We start from the raw sequence: 23,811 nt of genomic DNA, 5'->3' as shown, positions 1-23,811 counted from the left end.
AACACAATTGTCACTCAGGCAGAAGAATTGCTGCGGAAACCACGCTTACACACGGCCTCACAGTATTCCTTCACTCCGCTCTGAATGACAATTGCACCAAAATTATTTCTTTCCGCCTTGTTTGGCCTCAATGCTCAATGTAGCATGAGGTACCGCACGGAGTCTTTCCGCAGGAATCAGTTTACCGGTTTCGCGGCAGATTCCATAAGTCTTGTTCTCAATGCGCACCAATGCCGCACGCAAATTCTGAATAAACTTCAGCTGACGGGCAGCCAGACGAGTCGTTTCTTCTTTCGAAAGCGTATTGGCACCTTCTTCCAGCACCTTGTATGTAGGTGATGTATCGTCGGTATCGTTGCCATCAGTGTTCATTATACTGCTTTTCAATTTCTCATAGTCGCGTTCTGCGAGCTGAAGTTTTTCCATGATAATGGCACGGAACTCCTCGAGTTCAGCATCCGAGTATCTTGTTTTTTCAGCCATAAGATATAAAGTTTTAAAGTTAATAATAGTACCCATCCGGCCCCATAGCCCGGATGGGTGAGTTCATATCACAGTTTTATCACATTAATATTCAATTTGAAATCATCGAATTCCAGTTCTGTGCCGCCCTCTACATTGTCCACCAATACCAGAGAGTTTGCCAGAACCTGGTTGCAAATATAATTATTATATTCATTTACAGCATCATCTGTATTCGAATTTTTCGACAAGGTGATATTTATCTTATCGGTAATTTCAAAACCGCTGCTCTTTCGGATATTCTGGATACGGTTGACCAGCTCACGGGCGATACCTTCGCGCTTGAGTTCCTCGGTCACGGTTACCTCAAGAGCTACGGTCAGCGTACCTTCATTGGCAACCAGCCATCCCGGGATATCTTCGCTGAAGATTTCCACATCGGCCGCCTCAACCACTGCCTCACCTCCGTCAAGAGTAAAGGCATATTTGCCGGTCTTTTCCAGTTCGGCAATTGCCTCCTGTGACATTTCTGCCACTGCAGCAGCCACTGCCTTCATCTGCCTTCCGAATTTCGGGCCCAGTTTCTTGAAGTCACATTTCACCTTCTTCACCAGAATGCCGGATGCACCTTCTTCGAACTTAACCTCCTTCACGTTCACCTCGCTCATGATCAGATCCTTCACCGCTTCGATATGACGCTTCTGTTCTGCATCTACCACCGGTATCATGATACACTGCAGCGGCTGGCGTACCTTGATGTTCACCTTGCGGCGCAATGCAAGTACCATAGAAGTCACATCCTGTGCCATCTGCATGCGTGCTTCCAGTTCCTTGTTGATCATGCTTTCGTCGGCAACCGGGAACTTGGCAAGATGTACCGATACCACTGAGTCACGGCCGGTAACCGCGATAAGGTCGGTATACAGACGGTCGGCATAGAACGGAGCCACAGGAGCCATCAGTTTGGCCACGGTTTCCAGACAGGTATACAGTGTCTGATAAGCCGACAGTTTGTCGGTTGACATGGCACTTCCCCAGAAACGCTTACGGTTCAGACGCACGTACCAGTTACTCAGGTTATCGTTGACAAAGTCCGTAATCATACGGGCAGCCTTAGTCGGTTCGTAATCGTTGTAGCATGCATCCACGTCCTTGATCAGCGTATTCAGCAGCGACAGAATCCAGCGGTCGATTTCCGGACGCTGATCCATCGGCACGTCTTCTTCCGCATAGCAGAATCCGTCCACATTGGCATACAGTGCAAAGAATGAATACGTGTTATAAAGCGTTCCGAAGAACTTACGGCGTACTTCATCCACACCTTCCTTGTCGAACTTCAGGTTGTCCCACGGAGATGAGTTGGTAATCATGTACCAGCGCAACGGGTCAGAACCGAATTTCTCGATGGTTTCGAACGGATCAACCGCATTACCCAGACGCTTGGACATCTTGTTGCCGTTCTTGTCAAGCACCAGACCGTTAGAGATTACGTTCTTGTAAGCCACACTGTCGAATACCATGGTAGCGATTGCATGCAGGGTAAAGAACCATCCACGAGTCTGGTCCACTCCTTCGGCAATAAAATCGGCCGGATAATAAGAACGGTTGTCTACGATTTCCTTGTTCTCGAACGGATAATGCAACTGTGCATAAGGCATCGCACCCGAGTCAAACCATACGTCAATCAGGTCGGTTTCACGCTTCATCGGCTTACCGCTTTCCGATACCAGTACGATATCGTCTACATACGGACGATGCAGGTCGATCTTCTCATAATTTTCCTTCGTATATTCACCCGGAACAAATCCCAGTTTCTTATAAGGATTCTCCGACATAAATCCGGCAGCAACGGCCTTTTCGATTTCATCATACAATTCCTGTACGGAACCGATACAGATTTCCTCACCGTCCTCACTGCGCCAGATAGGCAGCGGAGTACCCCAGTAGCGCGAACGGCTCAGGTTCCAGTCGTTCAGGTTCTCGAGCCACTTGCCGAAACGTCCGCTACCGGTAGATTCCGGTTTCCAGTTGATGGTCTTGTTCAGTTCAATCATACGCTCCTTGCCAGCCGTAGAACGGATGAACCAGCTATCCAGCGGATAATACAACACCGGCTTATCCGTACGCCAGCAATGAGGATAGTTGTGCGTATGCTTTTCTATCTTGAATGCCTGGTTGCCCTGCTTCAGCATCATACAGATCACGATATCCAGTGACTCAGCCGCCTGTGCAGCCTTCTCGTCATACTTGCCGTCTACCGTAAACTGCGGATCGTACGCATTCTTCACCCAGGCACCTTCGTATTCCTTGTAAGCCTCTACATTGACACATTCCTTTACGAAAGCCTCATCCAGTTCCTCCAGCAAATAGAATTTACCGGTCAGGTCAACCATCGGACGAGTCTCACCCTTCTTGTTGATCATGAAAAGAGAAGGGATGCCGGCTGCACGTGCCACATTCGCGTCATCCGCACCAAAAGTCGGAGCGATGTGTACGATACCCGTACCGTCTTCCGTAGTTACATAGTCGCCAGGGATTACCCGGAAAGCCTTCTGAGAAGCTTCCTTCCAGCTTCCGTCTTCCGCTACTTCCACCGGTTTCACCCAAGGAATCAGCTGTTCATATTCCATTCCTACCAGGTCAGTACCCTTATACTCACCTACCACCTTGAACGGAATCAGTTTGTCGCCCGGCTTGTAGTCTTCCAGTGCCAGTTCTTCCGCCTTCTTGTTGAAGTGTGCATACAGCAACGGCTTGGCCAGTACCACAGTGATTTTCTCTCCTGTATAACCGTTATAAGTCTGTACGGCCACATAGTCAATCTTCGGGCCGACACACAGTGCCGTATTCGAAGGCAATGTCCACGGAGTAGTGGTCCATGCGATAAAGTAAGGCGTACCCCACTGTGCCATTTCCGGTTTCGGGTTCTTCATCTTGAACTGTCCTACCACCGTTGTATCCTTCACGTCACGGTAACAGCCCGGCTGGTTCAACTCGTGAGAACTCAATCCGGTACCTGCTGCCGGAGAATACGGCTGGATAGTATATCCCTTGTACAACAGTCCCTTCTGGTACAACTGCTGCAGCAGCCACCACAAAGTCTCGATGTAACGGTTGTCATAAGTGATGTACGGATTTTCCAGGTCCACCCAGTAACCCATCTTATGAGTAAGGTCCGTCCACTCCTTAGTAAACTTCATCACGTCGGTACGGCAATGCTTGTTGTATTCCGCTACCGAAATCGTCTTACCGATATCCTCTTTGGTAATACCCAGGGCCTTTTCCACACCCAGTTCCACAGGCAGTCCGTGAGTATCCCATCCAGCCTTACGCTTCACCTGATAACCTTTCATGGTTTTAAAACGGCAGAACGTATCCTTAATGGTACGAGCCATCACATGGTGAATTCCCGGCATACCATTTGCTGAAGGAGGACCTTCATAAAACACAAACGAAGGACATCCTTCCCGTTCCGTCATACTACGAGAGAAAACATCGTTTTCGTCCCATTTTTTCAGCACTTCCTTGTTTACATCAGAAAGGTTGAGCTGCGAATATTCAGTAAATTTCTTACTCATAGCTATGTTGTTTTTATCTTATATCATTTTATCTCTATGATTCTCATCCAAGAAATCAAGTTGCAAAATTATAAGAAAAATGGATATACAGAAAACTTTTGTGATATAATTCCCGATACAGCCAATGGTTTACACCGCTTTTTTCACACTATTTATATTCGGGTATCACAGTCCTTCCCCCACTTTTCCGATACATGCACAGGCCGCATCCCGTCATCCGGCCCCTCTCCTCCTTCCTCTCTTACGAGAACTGCCGCGGGTAGCGGAAGAGGATACTCAGCAAGGCCACCCCACCAAGCACCATCGGATAATACAGGTATCCGACAATGTTGAGCGGAGAAAGTCCGGTCAGCTCTGCCGCAATCAACATCTGCGCCCCGTAAGGAATGATTCCCTGCACCACGCACGAGAAAGTGTCCAGCAGACTGGCACTCTTACGCTTGTCGACCCGGAAGCGCTCGGCAATGTTCGAAGCCAGCGGACCGACGGTAATGATGGCAATCGTATTGTTGGCCGTACAGAAGTTGGCCATACTCACCAGCAAGGCGATGCTCAGCTCCGCCCCCCTCTTGCTCTTCACATGATTGGTCAGCCGGTACAGTATATAGTCGACTCCTCCGTTGAAGCGGATCAGTTCCAGGAGTCCGCCCGCCATCAGCGTGATAATGATCAGTTCACCCATTCCCAATATACCACCATTCATGGCACTGAACCAGCCGAAGAAATCGAAGCATCCGTCCATAATGCCGATGATTCCGGTTGACAGGATTCCCAGCAGCAAGACCAGCGTCACGTTTATTCCTGCAATGGCAGCTCCCAGTACGATAATATAAGGAATGATCTTTTCAATGTCCACGGAGGTAACCGGATGAGCCACCTGCACATCCATTCCGTAAAACACGTAATATCCCAGTACCAGCAGGGCAGCAGGTACCGCTATCATGAAATTCGCCCGGAACTTGTCGCGCATCACACACCCCTGGGTCCGGGTAGCAGCGATGGTAGTATCCGAGATAAACGACAGATTATCACCGAAGAAGGCACCTCCGACCACAAGGGCCGCCATAAACGCCCCGTCTATCCCGGCCCGCTCGGCCACTCCCGTAGCAATGGGCACCAGGGCCACGATCGTACCGACCGAGGTTCCGATGGACAACGAAATGAAGCAAGAGGCAAAGAAGATTCCGGCAAGCAGCAGTTGACTGGGCAAACACATCATCGCCAGTCCCACGGTAGCATCAATGGCTCCCATGGCCTTGGCCGATGCCGCAAAGGCCCCCGCCAGAATAAAGATCCAGACCATCAGCATGATATTCTTGTTGGCCGCTCCCAGCGAATACTGCAGGATACGGTCGTTCAGCGACAGTCCTTTGGTCGTAATTACCGCAAAGATAGAAGATATCAGAAAGGCAATTGCTATAGGAATCTTGTAGAAATCATTAATAATCAGAGAGACAACAAAATAAAGCAAAAAGAAAACGACCAGAGGCATCAATGCCCACCCATTGGGCTTATTCACTATAGGGGTCAGTTTATTTAATTCCATATTCAAAAAAAACCAATATTCCCGTCCGGGATTTTCCTATTGTTAGATTATAAAGATAAATACAGGGTGCAAAATTAACAGATTATATCCGGAAGCACAAGATTTTCCCTAAAAGTTTAAGAATTGTAAATAAATGAATCCCTGCCGATACCGCTGATAAAGTGTCCCATAAAGACGAAACATTTATTCTCCGGAGGCGGCAGATACCCTCACCTGCCCGCAGAAAAAAGAAAGCATCCGCAGAAAGAAAAATCCGTCCACTGCCCGATTTCATCGCTCAGCACCGTGGTTTTATTAATCCGCGCCGTTAACTGATAAAACCACGACAGCAAGCCAGTTATACTCCCTGTTGCCTGAAAAATACAACGAGGTTACGGAAACTTATTCTCCGGATACTTGAAAAGAATATTCCCTTATACACCCTCGTACCACCGACCGGCACGCAGTCCTCCACCCCAGTTCCGCCGGAAGCATACAAAAAAAAGGCCGCCCGGAAAACGGACGGCCTTCGCTATATGGTCAATTAACTGATTAGCAGTTTACAGAAGCCATGTGAGCAATCAGATCCAATACTTTGTTAGAGTAACCGATTTCGTTGTCATACCAAGAAACCACTTTAACAAATGTATCAGTCAAAGCGATACCAGCTTTAGCATCGAAGATAGAAGTGTGAGTGTCACCCAAGAAGTCAGAAGAAACAACTGCATCTTCAGTGTAACCCAGGATACCCTTCAATTCGCCTTCAGAAGCTTCCTTCATAGCAGCGCAGATTTCAGCATAAGTAGCCGGTTTAGCCAAGTTAACAGTCAAGTCAACTACAGATACGTCCAAAGTCGGAACACGCATTGACATACCAGTCAATTTACCGTTCAATGCAGGGATAACTTTACCTACAGCCTTAGCAGCACCAGTTGAAGAAGGGATGATGTTACCAGAAGCAGCACGACCACCTCTCCAGTCTTTCATAGAAGGACCGTCAACTGTTTTCTGAGTAGCAGTTGTAGAGTGAACTGTAGTCATCAAACCGTCAGTGATACCCCATTTGTCGTTCAAAACCTTAGCGATAGGAGCCAAGCAGTTAGTAGTACAAGAAGCGTTAGAAACGAACTGAGTACCCTTAACATAAGTCTTTTCGTTAACACCGCAAACGAACATTGGAGTGTCGTCCTTAGAAGGAGCTGACATTACTACATATTTAGCACCAGCTTCGATGTGAGCCTGAGCTTTTTCTTTAGTCAAGAACAAACCAGTAGATTCTACTACGTATTCAGCACCTACTGCATCCCAAGCCAATTCTTTAGGATCTTTGCAAGCAGTTACGCGGATTTCTTTACCGTTAACGATCAATTTGCTGTTTTCAACGTCAGCTTCGATAGTGCCGTTGAACTGACCGTGCATAGTGTCATATTTCAACATGTAAGCCAAGTAATCTACTGGGCACAAGTCGTTAATACCTACGATCTGGATATCGTTTCTGTTCTGAGCTGCGCGGAATACGAAACGGCCGATACGACCGAAACCGTTAATACCTACTTTAATCATTTTGTTTAAATTTAAAAGATTTATAATATAAATTTATAAACACTCTATGCTATTTCTCAAGTCAATTTGCAGGTGTTGTTATCACCCCGTAAATCTTGATTGCGATGCAAAAGTAAGAAATTCTTTCTAATATCAAACATGAAATGTACGAAAAAACCAAAAAAAACCGATGCTTTTTTTGTTCATCTTCGATTAATCCTCCCCGGCAGGCAGACAAACCTCGTATTTTGCCATCCCCACATTGCACATTGCGTTTTTATGGCTTTTGTCTTCCCTTTTCGGATTCCCCCAGGGAAGCCCCGTCTCCTGCATTCAAGTTTGAATCTGCCCCTCCGGCACCGCTCCCGCATGCCTGCCGATTCCTCAGACAAACAGTTTCTGGAGCAAATTCACGCTCGTAAACTTCCCTCCTTCCCACAGCCAGTCGGGCAAAGTAGCCGTCACCTGGAATCCTTCCGCCTGCAGGAAACGCAGACTGGATATATTATTAGGTGAAACGTATGCATACAACTGACGGAAGCCGAGGTTCCGGCAATGCATTTCCAGCAGGCGGTAAGCCTCATGGGCAAATTTCTGGCGCCGGTACTCCTTTTTAATAATAATCCCCAGTTCCGCCCTCCGGTACCGCGGAGAGAAATCAAAGACATCGATGATGCCGACTGTCTTCCGCTCCTCCTTCCACTCGATCATCAGCCGGAGCTGATGGTCGGCAAACAGGTCGTTTTCCGATTCGGCGATGTATTTCTTCAACTGATAACGGGAATACGGTCCGGTAGCCACCGACGCATTGCAGGCATCCTCTTCATTCTCCAGAGAGAACATCAGCTCCAGGTCTTCCGGTTCCGGAGCACGAAGCAGTATGCGGTCTGTCGAAAAATCGTTTCTCATCTGCGGTCTTTAATAATCATGATTCATTGATAAAAACTCCCTTGCGGGCACCAGGTGCTCTTACTCCTGTTCCTCCAGATTCATCTCACTCAGCAGGCGGTCCTGTCCGGGCACGCAAAACATGGCAGCCACAAAGACCATACCGGCACAGAGCAGACCGGTCGTATCCAGCGTCCAGTAGTAGGCCGACAAATCCCAAAGCACGGGAGCCAGCAGCAGCGACAGACGTATCTCGCTCCAGCGGCGGTAGCTTTGGATGGCCTCCACCAGCGGCAAGGTCCGCACATAGCGCGTCAGGGACAGATTAAACAGGCGCAGGGATAAGGGAATCAATACGATGGACAGCAGTACGCAACTGATCTGTACCACATACTCCGCCTGGGCATCCCCTGCCAGAGTGCCCTGCGGCAACCATTCCAGTTCGTAACTGACTACCAGCAAAAAGGCCAGTACCCAGAACAAAGCATATTCAACTCTCAGCCTAAAAAGCAGTTTTTTTATTTCACGTGTCATAATCTTGTCTCTATTATCCTGTAACCGTCATTCATCGGGCGACTGACGATTACCGTCTCATTCTCACTTCATTTTTTTAATAAAAGTTTCCCCAAAAGCGGAGATTACATCGTACCGGTAAACACCGTGCGGTTGACAATGGAACGTCCCAGCGTCACCTCGTCCGTATATTCCAGTTCGTCGCCAATGGAAATTCCCCGGGCAATCATGGTCAGTTTCACCTCATACGGCGCCAGTTTGCGGTAAATATAGAAATTGGTGGTATCGCCTTCCATCGTAGAACTCAAGGCCAGAATGACCTCCTTCACCACTCCCGTCCGTACCCTGTCCACCAGACTGTCGATCTGCAAGTCCGAAGGGCCTACCCCGTCCATCGGAGAGATTACCCCGCCCAGCACATGATACAGCCCTTTGTACTGCTGGGTATTCTCTACAGCCATCACGTCACGGATATTCTCTACCACACACACGGTAGAAGCATCCCTTGCCGCATTGGAACAAATCTGACAAACATCGGTATCCGATATGTTATGGCACACCTTACAATATTTTACCTCACGCTTCAAGGTCATGACCGAATTACCGAAAGCCTCCACCGTCTGCAAATCCTGCCGAAGCAGGTGAAGCACCAGTCGCATAGCCGTTTTCCGGCCTATACCCGGCAATTTGGCAAACTCCCCGACCGCTTTCTCCAATAACAAAGAAGGATATTGTTGATTCATCGTTTTACTTCCACACTATACTTTAAATTGACACACAAAGGTAGGAAAAAAACTGAAAAACCGAACAAACGCACCCGCGAACATCGAAAATTCCCCCTTCTCTGTCCGTAAATCCCCGTACGAGGAAGCTTTCGGGGAATTTATCGGTAAAAAACAAGGGTTCCTCTCCGAAAAAATCCGCCTCATCTATTCCAGTTGCAATCCCATCAAGGGACTTTTATTTTTGTATCATCAAAACCAATATAGAAATCTGATGAAACAAGGAATTGCATGGATGATGGCCGCCTTCCTCGTGACGGAAGCGGCTTCAGCACAAAGTGACACGCTAAGATGGACTTTGGATGACTGCCTCCAGTATGCCATGGAGCAGAATATTCAGTTACAACAGAACCGGCTTTCACTGGAAGAGAGCAAGATTGATGTCAAGACAGCCAAAGCGGCTCTTTTCCCCAGTCTGTCTTTCAGCACCAGCCAGAATGTAGTCAACCGCCCCTATCAGGAAAACAGTGCCAGTGTAAGCGGAACCGAGATTATCAGCAGCAACAACAATACATCTTACAACGGCAATTATGGACTGAATGCTTCGTGGACGGTATGGAACGGAAACCGCCGCCGCAACACCATCAAGCAGCAGCAGATTGCAGAGGAGATGGCTGCACTGACGGTACAGGAGCAGGAGAACCTGCTGCAGGAAGAAATCACCAAGCTCTATGTGCAGATTCTGTATGCACAGGAGTCGGTACACATCAATGAAAATACAGTGGAGCTGAGCAAGGCTCAGTACGAGCGGGGTGTGCAGCTGCTGGAAGCGGGCGACATCTCCAAAAGTGAACTGGCACAGCTGGAGTCGCAGGTCAGCAACGACCAATACCAGCTGGTCACTGCCCGGGCCACCCTTGCCGACTATAACCTGCAGCTGAAACAGCTTCTGGAAATAGACAACGGCAAAGAACTGGTGCTCAGCGTACCGGAACTGAACGAAGAGACCGTCCTGGCTCCCCTGCCCGACAAGCAGTTCGTATATGAGTCGGCCCTTGCCATCCGTCCGGAAATCCAGAGCAACAAGGCCAGTATCCGCTCTGCCGACCTTTCCGTCAAGATTGCCAAATCAGGATACATGCCGAACCTCAGTCTGAGTGCGGGAATCGGAACCAATCATACGAGCGGCAGTGACTTCACTTTCAGCGAACAGGTAAAGAACGGATGGAACAACAGCATCGGACTGACGCTGAGCATTCCTATCTTCCAGAACCGGGAGACCAAAAGTGCCGTAGAAAAAGCGAAAATACAATACAAGAGTACGCAACTTGACATGACGAACGCCGAGAAGGAACTGTACCGGAACATCGAGACCATGTGGCTGGATGCCACTAACGCCCAGCAGCAGTTCGTTGCCGCCGACAGCAAGCTGAAGAGCTGCCAGAGCAGCTATAACCTGGTCAATGAGCAGTTCAGCCTGGGAATGAAAAATACGGTAGAACTGCTGACCGAGAAGAACAACCTGCTCAGCGCACAGCAAGAGCGCATACAGGCCAAATACATGGCCATCCTGAACCGCTCCCTGCTGATGTTCTATGCCAACGATAAAATCGAACTGTAAGACAAACAACTACAATCTTATCATATAAACTTTCATCACAATGAACAAGAAACAGAAAATAACAACGGTGCTGGCTGCCCTCATCGTGGTGGCAGGAGCCGGATATGGCCTGCTGAGCAGCTCAAAACAGAAAGCCCGTATCCAGTTTCTCACAGCAAAAGTAGAAAAAGGAGCCATCAGCAGCTCCATTACTGCGACCGGAACCATCGAACCGGTAACTGAGGTAGAAGTGGGAACGCAGGTATCCGGTATTATTGACAAGATTTACATCGATTATAACTCTGTAGTCAAAAAAGGAGAACTGATTGCTGAAATGGATAAGGTAACCCTGGAAAGCGACCTCAAATCGGCAGAAGGAAACTATGAAGGGGCCAAGGCCGAATTTGAGTACCAGAAGAAAAATTATGACCGGAACCTGAAACTGCATGAAAAAGGACTGATCAGCAACAAGGAATACGAAGAATATCTTTACAACTACCAGCGTGCCAGAAGCAGCTACGAGAGTGCGAAGGCTGCCTACGACAAAGCCCGTAGAAACCTGTCGTATGCCACCATCACCTCTCCGATTGACGGAGTAGTCACCAGCAAGGATGTGGAAGAAGGACAGACCGTAGCTTCCGGCTTCGAGACACCGACCCTCTTCACCATTGCCGCCGACCTTACCAAAATGCAGGTAGTTGCCGACGTGGACGAAGCCGATATAGGCGGGGTCAAGGAAGGACAGCGTGTCAGCTTCACCGTAGATGCCTATCCGGAAGATACCTTCGAAGGATACGTCCGGCAGGTCCGTCTGGGAAGCACCAAGAGTTCATCTTCGACCAGCAGTACCACCACCAGCGAAAGTGTGGTTACCTATGAAGTGGTCATCACGGCCGACAATCCGGACCTGAAACTGAAGCCGAGACTGACAGCCAATGTATCAATCTACATTACCGACAAAAGAGGGGTGCTCTGCATTCCTTCGAAAGCCCTCCGCTTCACTCCGGAAAAACCGCTTCTGGGTAAGGAAGACGTAGTAAACGACTGTGACGCACCGCATAAAGTATGGACCTACGAAAACCATGTATTCCAGGCACATCCGGTAGAAATCGGTCTGAGTGACGGTATCCATACCGAAATTATCAGCGGCATCACCGAAGGTACAATGGTAGTGAGTGAGGCAGAGACCCAGTTGCAGGCCGGTCCGGCCATGCAGGAGCAAGGCGAACGCAGTCCGTTCATGCTCGGCCCACCCGACCGCAACAAAAACAAGAACAGTAAACAGGAATAATCAAGAGAACGAAAAGCTATGAGCAAGACGGTCATACAATTACAAGATATCAGGCGAAATTTCATTGTCGGAGAAGAGACTGTACATGCTCTCCGGGGAGTATCATTTTCCATCCAGGAAGGAGAATTTGTCACGATCATGGGAACCTCCGGCTCCGGAAAATCGACCCTGCTGAACACGCTGGGGTGCCTGGACACCCCGACAAGCGGAGAGTATTACCTGGACGGGATTTCTGTCCGGACCATGAGCAAATCGCAACGTGCCGTGCTGCGCAACCGGAAAATCGGGTTTGTCTTTCAGAACTACAACCTGCTGCCGAAGACTACGGCAGTGGAAAACGTAGAGCTCCCGCTGATGTACAATCCGAATGTAACGGCCAGCGAGCGCCGGCAGCGTGCCATTGAAGCCTTGAAAGCCGTGGGCCTGGGCGACCGGCTGGAACATAAGTCCAATCAGATGTCGGGAGGACAGATGCAGCGTGTGGCCATTGCCCGTGCCCTGGTCAACAACCCGGCAGTGATCCTCGCCGACGAAGCCACCGGAAACCTGGATACCCGTACTTCCTTTGAGATTCTGGTGCTTTTCCAGAAACTGCACAGCGAAGGACGTACCATCATTTTCGTGACGCACAATCCGGACCTGGCCCAATACAGCAGCCGCAACATCCGGCTGCGCGACGGCCACGTCATCGAAGACAGTATCAACCCGAAGATTCTGTCGGCTGCGGAGACCCTGGCCCAACTGCCCCGCAACGACGAAGACTAACCCTCAAAAAGAAGTGACATGAACATCAATAATCTTTTAAAAATCGCCTTAAGAGCCCTGACCAACAATAAGCTGCGGGCATTTCTGACCATGCTGGGCATCATCATCGGTGTCGCGTCGGTCATCACCATGCTGGCCATCGGTCAAGGCTCCAAAAGGAGCATTCAGGCACAGATTTCTGAAATGGGTTCCAACATGATCATGATTCATCCGGGAGGTGAAATGCGTGGAGGAGTCCGTCAGGATCCGTCGGAAATGCAGACGCTGAAACTGGAAAACTACCAGACACTGAGCGAAGAATGTACGTACCTTTCGGCCATCAGTCCGCAGGTCTCTTCCTCCGGCCAGCTGATTCACGGGGCCAACAACTACCCTTCTTCCGTTAGCGGAGTCAGTATCGACTACCTGAAAATCCGCCAGCTGACTGTTGAGCAGGGAGACATGTTTACCGAGGCCGACATCAAGACATCGGCCAAAGTGTGCGTCATCGGAAAAACCATCGTAGACAACCTTTTCCCCGACGGAGAAAGTCCGATAGGGAAAATCATCCGCTTCAACAAGATTCCTTTCCGGGTAGTGGGTGTGCTCAAATCCAAGGGATATAACTCAATGGGTATGGACCAGGACGACATTGTACTGGCACCTTATACTACCGTGATGAAAAGACTGCTGGCGGTCACTTACCTGGAAGGTATCTTTGCATCGGCACTGACGGAAGACATGACCGACTATGCCACCGATGAAATCAGCCGTATCCTGAGAAGAGAGCATAAGCTGAAAGCCACCGACGACGATGACTTTTCCATCCGCTCACAACAGGAGCTGAGTTCGATGCTGAGTTCGACCACCGGACTGATGACTACCCTGCTGGCCTGCATTGCCGGAATCTCACTGGTTGTGGGAGGTATCGGTATCATGAACATCATGTACGTATCCGTGACCGAACGCACGCGGGAAATCGGACTGCGGATGTCAGTAGGTGCCAGAGGCATCGACATCCTCAGCCAGTTCCTGATAGAGGCCGTACTGATCAGCATCACCGGAGGTCTGATAGGCGTGCTCATCGGCTGTGGAGCCTGCTGGATCGTAAAAGTTGTAGTTCACTGGCCGGTATATATACAACTTTGTATCTTCTTCGGATGGTATCCGGCCAAGAAGGCGGCCTGCCTTGACCCGATTGAAGCAATCCGCTACGAATAACCTGACATATCTCCGCCCTGCACAGACAGGGTGGAGATAAAAAAACACCTGAGAAAGCCATGAATATGATGCCAAACAACCCGATGGAGCGCTCCTCAAAGCCACTGGCCGTATACATCCACGTGGTCATCTGGATACTGATCTTTGCCTCTCCGCTTATTTTCGAGGACTGGACAAGCCATTTTTCCTGGAAAAATTATCTTTATCATGTAGAAATGCCTGTCATATTCTGCATCATCTTTTACCTGAACTATTGCCTGCTGGTTCCACAGTACTACATGCAGAAACGGTATGTAAGGTATCTGGTATACAATGTCGTCATGATTGCCGGATTCATGTGCTTCCAGCATGGATGGCTTCTCCCCTACATGCGTGAGATTCACGAGGCGACCCAAAACCTCAAGCCGGTCAACAACGGTTTCCCCCGCCCTCCCCGGATGGTCTTCATTGCCCGGGACCTGGTCATGCTGGGACTGACGGCAGGACTGGGAGCCACCATCCGCATGAGCAGCCAGTGGCAGGAGGCGGAAACGGCACGCCAGGAAGCCGAACTGAAAAACCTGAGAAATCAGTTGAACCCTCATTTCCTGCTCAATACGCTGAACAATATCTATGCCCTGATTGCCTTTGATACAGAAAAGGCACAGCAAACCGTACAAGACCTGAGCCGGCTGCTGCGTTATGTCTTATACGAGAGTCAGCTGAACCATGTGCCGCTGTGCAAGGAAATCGATTTCATCCAGAACTACATCGACCTGATGCGCATCCGTGTACACAAGGACGTACAGACCAAAATAGATATACAGACGGAGCGGAACAGTCAGACGCCCATTGCCCCGTTGCTGTTCATTTCCCTCATTGAGAATGCGTTCAAGCACGGAATCAGTTCCACGGAGCCCAGTTTTATCCATATTTGCATCCGGGAGGAAAAGGATACTGTCTGCTGCGAAATCAGCAACAGCAACCACCCGAAGAACAAATCGGACAAGAGCGGAAGCGGTATCGGACTGGAGCAGGTGAAGAAAAGACTGGAACTGATATACCCGGGAAAATATACGTGGAAGGTTTCCCTCAGTGAGGACCACCGTACCTATACGTCTTACTTGTCTATCCGTATCAAATAAAAAGAGTAACCTATGACGCTTACATGTGCAATTGTTGATGATGAACCTCTGGCACTCGACCTGCTGGAGGCTTACGTACAGAAAACTCCGTTTCTGATCCTGAAAGGGAAATATGCCAGTGCGGTAGAAGCCATGAAAGGACTGCAGAACGAGGCGGTCGACCTGCTGTTCCTGGACATACAGATGCCGGAACTGAACGGACTTGAATTTTCGAGAATGGTGGGCGCAGACACACGCATTGTGTTTACTACGGCCTTCAGCCAGTATGCACTCGACGGCTACCGGGTAAATGCCCTCGACTACCTGCTGAAACCCATCAGCTACAAAGAATTCCTTGAGTCGGTCAACAAGGCGGTCCAGTGGTTTGAACTGAAAAACAACGAACCACAGACCGACAACCGCTATATCTACGTAAAGAGCGACTACAAACTGGTGCAGATCCAGCTTTCCCAGATTCTGTACATTGAAGGCCTGAAAGATTACGTGAAGTTTTACCTTGAGAACGAATCCCGGCCCATCCTGTCGCAAATCAGCATGAAATCGATAGAAGAGAAGCTCCCCGCCTCCCTCTTTCTGAGGGTGCACCGCTCCTTCATCGTCCAGAAAAGCAAAATACGGGTCATCGACCGCGGACGGATTGTCTTCGGGAAAGAGTACATCCCCGTATCGGAAAGTCACCGGCAGGAACTGCAGGATTACCTGAACGGGAAAACCCTCTGATGCCCCTGTGTGCCGACAAAAGTCATGATATAAAACATAAAAAAAATCGGCAAGGAGGTTTGCCCATTCCGAAAAAAGTTTCTAGTTTTGCCGCCACAACTAAACGATCTAAGATTTATGAGAACACTGATTACAAACATTTTCTGCTGCCTGGTAGCATTGTTTCCTGCTATACATGCACAGGCCATCGAACGTCCCCAAAGTGAAAATTACATTCACGGTGTAGAAGCACTGAACGAGGGAAATGCGGAAAAGGCTTATCACCTGCTGAATGCGGAAATCAACGAACATCCGGACAATGGATACGCACACTGCTACATGGCTTTGGTCTGCAGTTATTACGGCGACCTGAAACTGGCGATGCATGCCGCCAATACCTGTATGGAACTGATTCCCGAAGAGGATGCCGAATATCATTCATTCGCACATTACACACGCGGTACATTGTATATGCATACCCAGGCTTATGACCTGGCAAAAAAGGATCTGGACGAGGCTATACGCCTGGCTCCCAAGGATGTGGAGAACTATAAGACCCGCGCGGAGATTCTGATGAACAACGGACAGTACGAAGCTTCCCTGGCCGACTTGCAGACGGCCTTGAAACTGGACAGTCATGCCGATGTATACGACCTGCTGATGCAGTTGCTGGAAACCAACCCCGATCCGGTCTTCTTTGATAAAGTGACAGAAAGTTATCAGGGTGCGACTGCAGCCAAATGATTTTCTGAGGTATATAAAGTTACTGAGGATGGACGCTTTTCAAAAAGCAGTTCATCCTCTTTTTTTATTTGGGTTCATACGTGCCATATACCAGATAAGCACCTTCTGCCGATATGCTGAAAGACGCTCCCGTCACTTCATTCAACGTGCCCTGCCACCAGGCCGTAAAATCATATATGGGATATCTCAATCCCCTGCTCTTCAGGCAGGTGGCACCAAAGTTGAATACAGAGACCTGCTGTCCCGGGAAACCGGCAAATCCCCGATTTCCTTCTGCCGGCAGAAAATAACCGTAGTCTGTCAGCAACACTACTTCCAATCCCATCCGTTGATATTCCAGCAACAGACTGATGTTGCCCAGCGTATGATCCTCACGCTTTCCGGTAGCCGCCAGAAGAGCCAGGCGCCGTATGCCCCGTGCGGCCAGCCAGCTGACCGCCTTGGTCTGGTCATTCGTTTCCTGGTCGGGATTCACATAAAGCCGAGACTGGAAACGGGAACGATTCTCTTCCGACAACGAATCCCCGTCCCCCACAATCAGGTCCGGCACGCGCCCGCTTGCCACCAGGGCATTGGTACCCCCGTCACAACACACCACAAAGGTTGCCTTGTCGAGTACTGACAAAGGAAGCGGATGCACCGGGAATTCACCATTGCCTACGACCACCGTTTCCGGAACAAATGGCAGGAAAGAGGCATATTTCTTTTCCAGCTTCTCCTGAGTATTGTCTGTCTTGTCCATTGCTGCAATTCTATTTTTCAGTTTCCATCAATTTCAACCACTTTCTCCATCCGAAAAAGGCCACGACCGCATACAGGGCATAAAGAGCGGAGGTAAAGTAAAGGGCTTTATACAGGTACAGCCCACAGCATACCCAGTCCACAATCATCCATGCCCACCATTGCTCCACATACTTGCGGGCCAGCATCCACATCGCCACAATACTTAATGCCGTGGTAAAGCTATCCATCCAGGGTACATTGCTGTCTGTATAACGGATCAGTATCCAGGCGATTCCCAGCCAGCAGACTATCAGAACCGCCGCAAGCGGAAGATACATCCGCCCCGGCATAGAGGTAATCGGCAAGGAAGCATCTGCCGCCGGAATGGCCTCCCTGTGCCTCCGGCGCTCCCCTCTTTTCCACACCATCCAGCCATATACGGACGCCAAGAGGTAATAAATGTTGATTCCAAAATCGGCATAGAGGCCTGCACGATAATACACCACCAGGTAAATGGCAGGCATGACGATACAGGCCAGCCACAGGTAGATGCTGGCACGGTATTCCAGCCACAAATAAACCACTCCGACAAGAGTGCCCAAGAGTTCCAAGTAATTCATGGTGCAAAGATAAGGGGAAGTCGGGAAACTATCATACAAAGTAAGTATATTCTTCAGGGATATGACAGAAGAAAAGCTTCAAAACGCCTGAATCAAGATTATCCCAACCAGACAGACTCCAGACAGGCAGAATTACCGTAAGACAGTGAATACAGGCCGTAAAATCATTTTTACTTGGAATTTCTGCATGATTTTTTTACTTTTGCAGGCAAATTATCAAATGACATTTTATCAATTAAAAAGGAATGAATCAAACAAAAGGACATCCAAAAGGACTTTATCTCTTATTTGTGACTGAGATGTGGGAGCGATTCAGTTACTATGGAATGCGCGCGCTGTTCATGCTTTATATGGTGCAGGCACTGCTGTTCGACAAAGAAATGGCCTCCCAAGTGTATGGAAGTTATACGGGGCTGGTCTACCTGACTCCGCTCATCGGAGGATACATCGCCGATAAATATTGGGGAAACCGGCGGTCTATCGTTATCGGGGCATTGGTAATGGCTATCGGGCAGTTCCTGCTTTTCCTCAGTGCCTGCTATTTCCATCAGACTGAACTGGCCAAGTGGCTGATGTTCTGCGGTCTGGGACTGCTGATTATGGGAAACGGTTTCTTCAAGCCTAATATCTCGACAATGGTAGGCCGGCTTTATGCAGATAACGATAAACGGAAAGATGCGGCTTTCACCATTTTCTATATGGGAGTAAATGTAGGCTCTACCCTGGCTCCTCTGGTATGCGGGCTTATCGGTAATACAGGACATCCGGAGGACTTCAAGTGGGGGTTCCTGGCTTCGTGTATCGGAATGCTGATTGGAGCGGTTGTCTTCCAGATTTTCAAGAACAAATATATCTGTGATCCGGAGGGAAGACCGGTGGGAACTGTGCCTGAGAAGAAGGAAGTTGCGGAAAATAATACCGGTAGCGGTTTCTCCAAACGTACTCTGTGGATGATTGGAGGTACGGTAGTGCTTACCCTTCTTTTCTCTGTCAACTGGAATGCGACTGCAGGTCATTATTGGGAAGGAGCAGACTGGATCGGTTCACTTATTTATGCAACTACGATCGTAATGCCTCTTATTATCATTACCGACCACAGTCTTCAAAAGAATGAAAAAATCCGAATCGGAATCATTTATATCATTGCGTTCTTCGTAATCTTCTTCTGGGCGGCTTACGAACAGGCAGGGGCTTCGCTGACATTCTTTGCCGATGAGCAAACCGACCGTCACATCGGCAACTGGGAAATGCCTGCGGCTTACTTCCAGTCTTTCAACCCGATCATGCTGGTTGCCCTGGCTCCTGTTTTCGCCTCAATCTGGTCGTTCCTGGGAAGACGCGGCGTTGAACCCAGTTCTCCACGCAAACAGGCTATCGGACTGTTCCTGCTTTCCATGGGCTACCTGTTCATCGCTTTCGGAGTAAAAGACATTGAACCGGGAGTAAAGGTCAGCATGTTCTGGCTGGCGGGACTTTATTTCATTCATACCATGGGAGAACTGTGTCTGGCACCGATCGGGCTCTCACTGGTTTATAAGCTTTCTCCGGTACGTTTTTCTTCCTTGCTCATGGGAGTATGGTATCTCAGTACATCTGCAGCCAACAAGCTGGCAGGAATGCTCAGCGGGTATTATCCGGAGAATGGAGTGGTCAAGCATTTCCTGGGCTATCAGGTGGAAAACCTTTTCAACTTCTTCATGTTGTTCGTTTTCATGAGCGGGGCTGCTGCCATCATCTTATTCCTGCTCTCAAGCAAACTGCAGCGAATGATGGACAACAATGAATAAACTGCATGCCGGCAAGGGATTATCCAAAAATCAAAAAGAAAAAACAGAAGATAAGAAACCGAACCGGCTGACAGAAAATATTGAAACAGAAAACCGGGCATCTCTCGAGGTATTTTTGAGAGATGCCCGGTTTCTTTTCAGCGTCCGAAGCTTATCGCGCTTACGGCCGGCTTATTTTGCGACTCTTTCCAGCCATTTCAGCATGAACAGCATGGTAAACATAGAAATACAGCATGCTACTACAAATACTGTCCAAGTCATCCAGATTGGAATAGATTCGTACAATACAGCACCGATGAATAGCAACTGGTTACCGATAGCGGTAGCTCCCAGCCATCCTCCCTGCATGATACCCTGGTATTTCGGAGGAGCTACTTTAGAAACGAATGAGATACCCAGCGGTGAGATATACAACTCTGCTACGGTAAGTACCAGATAAGTGGCTACAAGTAACCATGGAGTAACCTTAACCGGTGATGTTCCGGCAGCCACGATATCCTGATGCAAAGGCAGGTTGCCTACGTATGAACCGATGGCCATGATTACGAAACCAGTAGCGGCAATACCCATACCGATTGCGATTTTCTTCGGAGTAGAAGGCTCTTTACCTGCCGCACGCTGACGGGCAAAAACAGCCATTACCACCGGAGTCAGTGTAACAACAAAGATCGGATTCAGCGACTGGAACAATTCGGCTGTAATAGGCATGCCGAACAATGACAGTTCTGTATATTCTTTTGCAAAGAAAGTCAGTGTCAGACCATTCTGATGGAACGAGAACCAGAAGAAGATAACCACTGCGAACACTGCGAACAGGGCAAGGATACGCTGTCTCACTTCCTGTGCACTCATTTCTACGGTAGCTGCAGAAGCAGCTGTCTTGGCTGCTGATTTCTTGCTTGGATCCGGGAATCTGCGCTGGTTAACCACATAGATCAGCAATGATATGGCCATTGCAATGATTGCAATACCAAAGGCGTAATGGAAACCTGTAGAGAAGACATTCAAATAATCTCTGGAGAACTGACCCAGATCGGCTACCGGTCCGCCGCTGACAGATGCAGCCAATGAAGTCAATGTTTCCGCAGCCTGAGGCTGTAAAGTTCCGGCCAGGTATCCGTGACACAGAGCAGGAAGATCAGCATTATATTCAAAACCATTCTTCATCAGCCACCAGTTACGCATACCTACAGCTGCCATCGGAGCGAAAATCGCACCTACATTGATAAACATATAGAACAGTGAGAAACCAGAGTCACGCATGCTTGAGTATTTCGGATCGTCATACATCTGACCTACCAAGGCCTGCAGGTTTCCTTTAAAAAGACCATTACCAAAAGCAATTACAAAAAGTCCGGCACATGTAACTGTCAACATCAGTGTCGGATTCTGCACAGGAGTGTCAGAAGGAATCGCCAGCATCAGGTATCCCAATGCCATCAGTACAATACCTGTCAGAATGGTTCCCTTGTAATTACGGGTTTTGTCGGCAATAATACCGCCGACCAATGCCAAAATGTAAATTGAAAAATAGAATGTAGAATAAATCAAACCGGCCTCTTTTCCGCTCAGAGCGAACTTAGCCTGTAAAAAGAGCACCAAAATGGCCATCATGGTATAGAAACCGAAACGTTCACCCAAATTCGCCAATGATGCTGCAACCAACCCTTTAGGATGTTTGTCAAACATAAGTAAATAAAAATTTAATGGTTATTAATTTATAAATTAAACGCAAATATACACAGAAGTAGTGAATCTTCCATATGGATTTGACTTTTTTAGTAACATCTATTGATAAAATGGATAGTTTATTCCCCATTTTATGATATAAATGCTAGCAAAAAGCAAGATTGAGAATGCATGAGTTGTCTATCTGCGATAAATTAATATCGGTTATGACACCTCATGCATTTACTTATCCACCATCTCCTGAAGAATATTCTCACTATTTCAGTTCGACTTTCAGAATACGGTCAATGTCCGTTTTCAGTCCTGATGTCTGTACGGTCAGACACTTCATCTTGGAGTTATACTGATAGTTTACAGGTGCTCCGTCCTCGTACAGTGAAACCTTTGTTACTTTCTGCGACAATGGAATACTGATCACCTCAGGCATTACATCTGCCAGGATATGCATAAACAGGGTATTTCCCTTTCGGGTAACGGTTCCCCAGTCGGCATAGATTCCCATACCGTCAGTGCCGTATATGGTCTCACCGTTCTTGTCCATCCAGGCTCCCATTCCTTTCAGACGTTCAAGTGCAGCTGCAGGGAGTTCTCCATTGGGCTGAGGACCTATGTTCATCAAAAGATTGGCCCCTTTTCCGGCAGCTCTCACCAGCAGACGGACCAGTTCAGATACCGATTTATAGTTCTGGTCCTTGATCTTATATCCCCACATTCCATTCATTGTCTCACAAGTTTCCAAGGGAAGTTTGCTGATTACGCTTTCATCCGACAGGCCGGCCTTGTTTTCTCCAGGCAGGTCCCGTTCAAACATCTGAAAATCTTCACCAGCATTAGGTGTCTTATGATGATTATTACCAATCAGACAACCCGGCTGCAATTTGTGAATCAATGCATACTGTTCTCCAAGATTCCAGTTGAAATCATCCGGCTGATCCCACACTCCGTCAAACCAGATGGCTCTGATCGGACCGTAATTAGTCAGAAGCTCTGTCAGCTGGTTATTCATGAATTGGAAATAAGTACTCCATTCTCCATGGCCTTTCCGTCCGGTGTTTCTGCCAGTCCGTCCCAGCGGATAATAGTCTTCTCTTGTCCAGTCCAAATGAGAATAATACAGATGAAGGGCAATGCCTTGCTTGGCACATTCATCTGCCAGTTCCTTCACGATATCACGTTTAAATGGCGTTGCATCCATGATATCATAATCGGAATATTGAGTATCAAACATGGAGAAACCGTCATGGTGACGAGTTGTAAAACAGATATATTTTGCACCTGCAGCCTTGATAGCAGAAACCCATTCGTGCGCATTGAATTTCGACGGATAAAATCCGGAAGCAGCCTTGGCATATTCATGACAGTCGATTCCTTCATTTTGCATGTACCATTCTCCCTGTGCATACATACTGTATATGCCCCAATGCAGAAAGATTCCAAAACGATCATCATTAAACTGTTCTCTGACTTGCAAATTTAATTCTGAGGGTTGATAACCAGATTGAGAAAAAAGCGGCTGAGAAGAGAAGAATGCCATATTTCCCAAACAAAAAAGGAGTAATTTTTTCGATAATTTGTGTTTCATAGCTTTAACTTTAATGTATTTTATTATGGCCCCTGGCAGGTTTTCCAATCATGAAATCGCCTACCCTTTCCGAAAAGACCATTATGAGTGTAAATATACGATATGTTTTTCTATTTCAGTTAAAGAAAAGTAAATTTTATTGGGAAAGAGTCTGCAGGAAAACAACCCTCCCAACAATGATAAGCAAAATAAATTTCAGCATTCTCCTATAAAGATGCTTACTTCGGCGTCAGCAAGAGTAGTCGAAATCCACAGACAATAATGACGAGCTATAAGAAAGGATGACTAGAGGATGACTAAAAATAACGATGCAGAAAATATCAGCGAAAAAAATATGAGAAAGAAGTTTATCCAAAGACAGAAGCATACAAACCAATCAGAGGTATACAAACAAAAAAATCCCCGGGGTGTTGACCACTCCGGGGATTCTGAATAAAACGGCGACTACCTACTCTCCCACAGTCTGCAGTACCATCGGCGTGACGAAGCTTAACTTCTCTGTTCGGAATGGGAAGAGGTGGAACCTTCGTGCTATAGTCACCTGAATATCCTTTATGTATTCATGACTCACAAGAAGCAAACTTTGGACTCTCAAGCCAAAGGTATGTATCATCCATATTCTTATCCGCGGGAATCAATCCTGCGGGATAAGGAAAGTGAACGGGCAATTAGTAATGCTCGGCTTTGGTGTCTCCACCTTTACACCTGCATCCTATCGACGTCATCGTCTTTGACGACCCTGAGAAATCTAATCTTG

General features: G+C 48.1%; 19 protein-coding genes and 2 rRNA genes. 8 read left to right on the top strand and 13 right to left on the bottom strand.

Annotation, left to right across the window (positions count from 1 at the left end; genetic code table 11):
* Positions 1-102: 102 nt before the first annotated feature.
* The 7 genes from H3001_RS07820 to recR form a co-directional block, all read right to left on the bottom strand.
* Positions 103-483, bottom strand: coding sequence for a TraR/DksA family transcriptional regulator (locus tag H3001_RS07820; RefSeq protein WP_178244188.1), 381 nt, complete (start codon positions 481-483; stop codon positions 103-105).
* 68 nt (positions 484-551) lie between these two features.
* A complete protein-coding gene (gene ileS, locus H3001_RS07815; protein WP_181214618.1) occupies positions 552-4,040 on the bottom strand; it encodes an isoleucine--tRNA ligase in 3,489 nt (1,162 codons plus the stop codon).
* 241 nt (positions 4,041-4,281) lie between these two features.
* Positions 4,282-5,586, bottom strand: coding sequence for a Na+/H+ antiporter NhaC family protein (locus H3001_RS07810; protein ID WP_178244186.1), 1,305 nt, complete (start codon positions 5,584-5,586; stop codon positions 4,282-4,284).
* 531 nt (positions 5,587-6,117) lie between these two features.
* Positions 6,118-7,128 carry a type I glyceraldehyde-3-phosphate dehydrogenase gene (gene gap, locus H3001_RS07805; RefSeq protein WP_178244185.1) on the bottom strand — a complete coding sequence of 337 codons (1,011 nt, stop codon included), beginning with the start codon at positions 7,126-7,128 and terminating at the stop codon, positions 6,118-6,120.
* A gap of 363 nt (positions 7,129-7,491) precedes the next feature.
* On the bottom strand, positions 7,492-8,016 hold the full coding sequence (locus tag H3001_RS07800; RefSeq protein WP_181214617.1) for a GNAT family N-acetyltransferase: 525 nt from the start codon (positions 8,014-8,016) through the stop codon (positions 7,492-7,494).
* A gap of 60 nt (positions 8,017-8,076) precedes the next feature.
* Complete coding sequence (locus H3001_RS07795) at positions 8,077-8,529, bottom strand: hypothetical protein (protein WP_178244183.1); 453 nt, start codon at positions 8,527-8,529, stop codon at positions 8,077-8,079.
* A gap of 104 nt (positions 8,530-8,633) precedes the next feature.
* Positions 8,634-9,251: a recombination mediator RecR gene (gene recR, locus H3001_RS07790; protein ID WP_178244182.1), complete on the bottom strand. Its 618-nt coding sequence runs from the start codon at positions 9,249-9,251 to the stop codon at positions 8,634-8,636.
* A 253-nt stretch (positions 9,252-9,504) separates the two neighbouring features.
* Between recR and H3001_RS07785 the strand changes: the two genes are divergently transcribed.
* From H3001_RS07785 to H3001_RS07755, 7 genes are all read left to right on the top strand, one after another.
* Positions 9,505-10,851: a TolC family protein gene (locus tag H3001_RS07785; RefSeq protein WP_178244181.1), complete on the top strand. Its 1,347-nt coding sequence runs from the start codon at positions 9,505-9,507 to the stop codon at positions 10,849-10,851.
* A 40-nt stretch (positions 10,852-10,891) separates the two neighbouring features.
* On the top strand, positions 10,892-12,121 hold the full coding sequence (locus H3001_RS07780) for an efflux RND transporter periplasmic adaptor subunit (RefSeq protein WP_181214616.1): 1,230 nt from the start codon (positions 10,892-10,894) through the stop codon (positions 12,119-12,121).
* A gap of 18 nt (positions 12,122-12,139) precedes the next feature.
* Entirely contained in the window at positions 12,140-12,886 is a 747-nt protein-coding gene (locus H3001_RS07775; RefSeq protein WP_178244179.1) for an ABC transporter ATP-binding protein, read from the top strand.
* An 18-nt stretch (positions 12,887-12,904) separates the two neighbouring features.
* On the top strand, positions 12,905-14,086 hold the full coding sequence (locus H3001_RS07770; protein ID WP_181214615.1) for an ABC transporter permease: 1,182 nt from the start codon (positions 12,905-12,907) through the stop codon (positions 14,084-14,086).
* A 65-nt stretch (positions 14,087-14,151) separates the two neighbouring features.
* Positions 14,152-15,210, top strand: a complete 1,059-nt coding sequence (locus tag H3001_RS07765; protein ID WP_246368522.1) for a sensor histidine kinase — start codon at positions 14,152-14,154, stop codon at positions 15,208-15,210.
* Between the two features lie 12 nt (positions 15,211-15,222).
* On the top strand, positions 15,223-15,930 hold the full coding sequence (locus tag H3001_RS07760; RefSeq protein WP_181214614.1) for a LytR/AlgR family response regulator transcription factor: 708 nt from the start codon (positions 15,223-15,225) through the stop codon (positions 15,928-15,930).
* Positions 15,931-16,047: 117 nt separating this feature from the next.
* Positions 16,048-16,653, top strand: coding sequence for a tetratricopeptide repeat protein (locus H3001_RS07755; RefSeq protein ID WP_181214613.1), 606 nt, complete (start codon positions 16,048-16,050; stop codon positions 16,651-16,653).
* Positions 16,654-16,717: 64 nt separating this feature from the next.
* Here H3001_RS07755 and H3001_RS07750 read toward each other — a convergent pair whose 3' ends face one another.
* Positions 16,718-17,395, bottom strand: coding sequence for a thiamine diphosphokinase (locus tag H3001_RS07750; RefSeq protein ID WP_178244175.1), 678 nt, complete (start codon positions 17,393-17,395; stop codon positions 16,718-16,720).
* A 10-nt stretch (positions 17,396-17,405) separates the two neighbouring features.
* Entirely contained in the window at positions 17,406-17,996 is a 591-nt protein-coding gene (gene pnuC, locus H3001_RS07745) for a nicotinamide riboside transporter PnuC (RefSeq protein WP_178244174.1), read from the bottom strand.
* 245 nt (positions 17,997-18,241) lie between these two features.
* On the opposite strand from pnuC, the gene H3001_RS07740 reads away from it, so the two are divergent.
* On the top strand, positions 18,242-19,783 hold the full coding sequence (locus H3001_RS07740) for a peptide MFS transporter (protein ID WP_181214612.1): 1,542 nt from the start codon (positions 18,242-18,244) through the stop codon (positions 19,781-19,783).
* A 171-nt stretch (positions 19,784-19,954) separates the two neighbouring features.
* On the opposite strand, the gene H3001_RS07735 is transcribed toward H3001_RS07740, so the two are convergent.
* From H3001_RS07735 to H3001_RS07720, 4 genes are all read right to left on the bottom strand, one after another.
* Positions 19,955-21,472: a peptide MFS transporter gene (locus H3001_RS07735; RefSeq protein WP_181214611.1), complete on the bottom strand. Its 1,518-nt coding sequence runs from the start codon at positions 21,470-21,472 to the stop codon at positions 19,955-19,957.
* Between the two features lie 256 nt (positions 21,473-21,728).
* Positions 21,729-23,054, bottom strand: a complete 1,326-nt coding sequence (locus H3001_RS07730) for an alpha-L-fucosidase (RefSeq protein ID WP_181214610.1) — start codon at positions 23,052-23,054, stop codon at positions 21,729-21,731.
* Positions 23,055-23,489: 435 nt separating this feature from the next.
* Positions 23,490-23,599, bottom strand: a 5S ribosomal RNA gene (gene rrf, locus H3001_RS07725).
* A 103-nt stretch (positions 23,600-23,702) separates the two neighbouring features.
* Positions 23,703-23,811 (bottom strand): 23S ribosomal RNA (locus H3001_RS07720); the annotation flags it as partial.

This window comes from Phocaeicola faecicola (assembly GCF_013618865.1).
Taxonomy (GTDB): domain Bacteria; phylum Bacteroidota; class Bacteroidia; order Bacteroidales; family Bacteroidaceae; genus Phocaeicola; species Phocaeicola faecicola.
The sequence above is the reverse complement of the archived record's forward strand: the minus strand, read 5'-3'. Positions and strand labels throughout refer to the sequence as shown.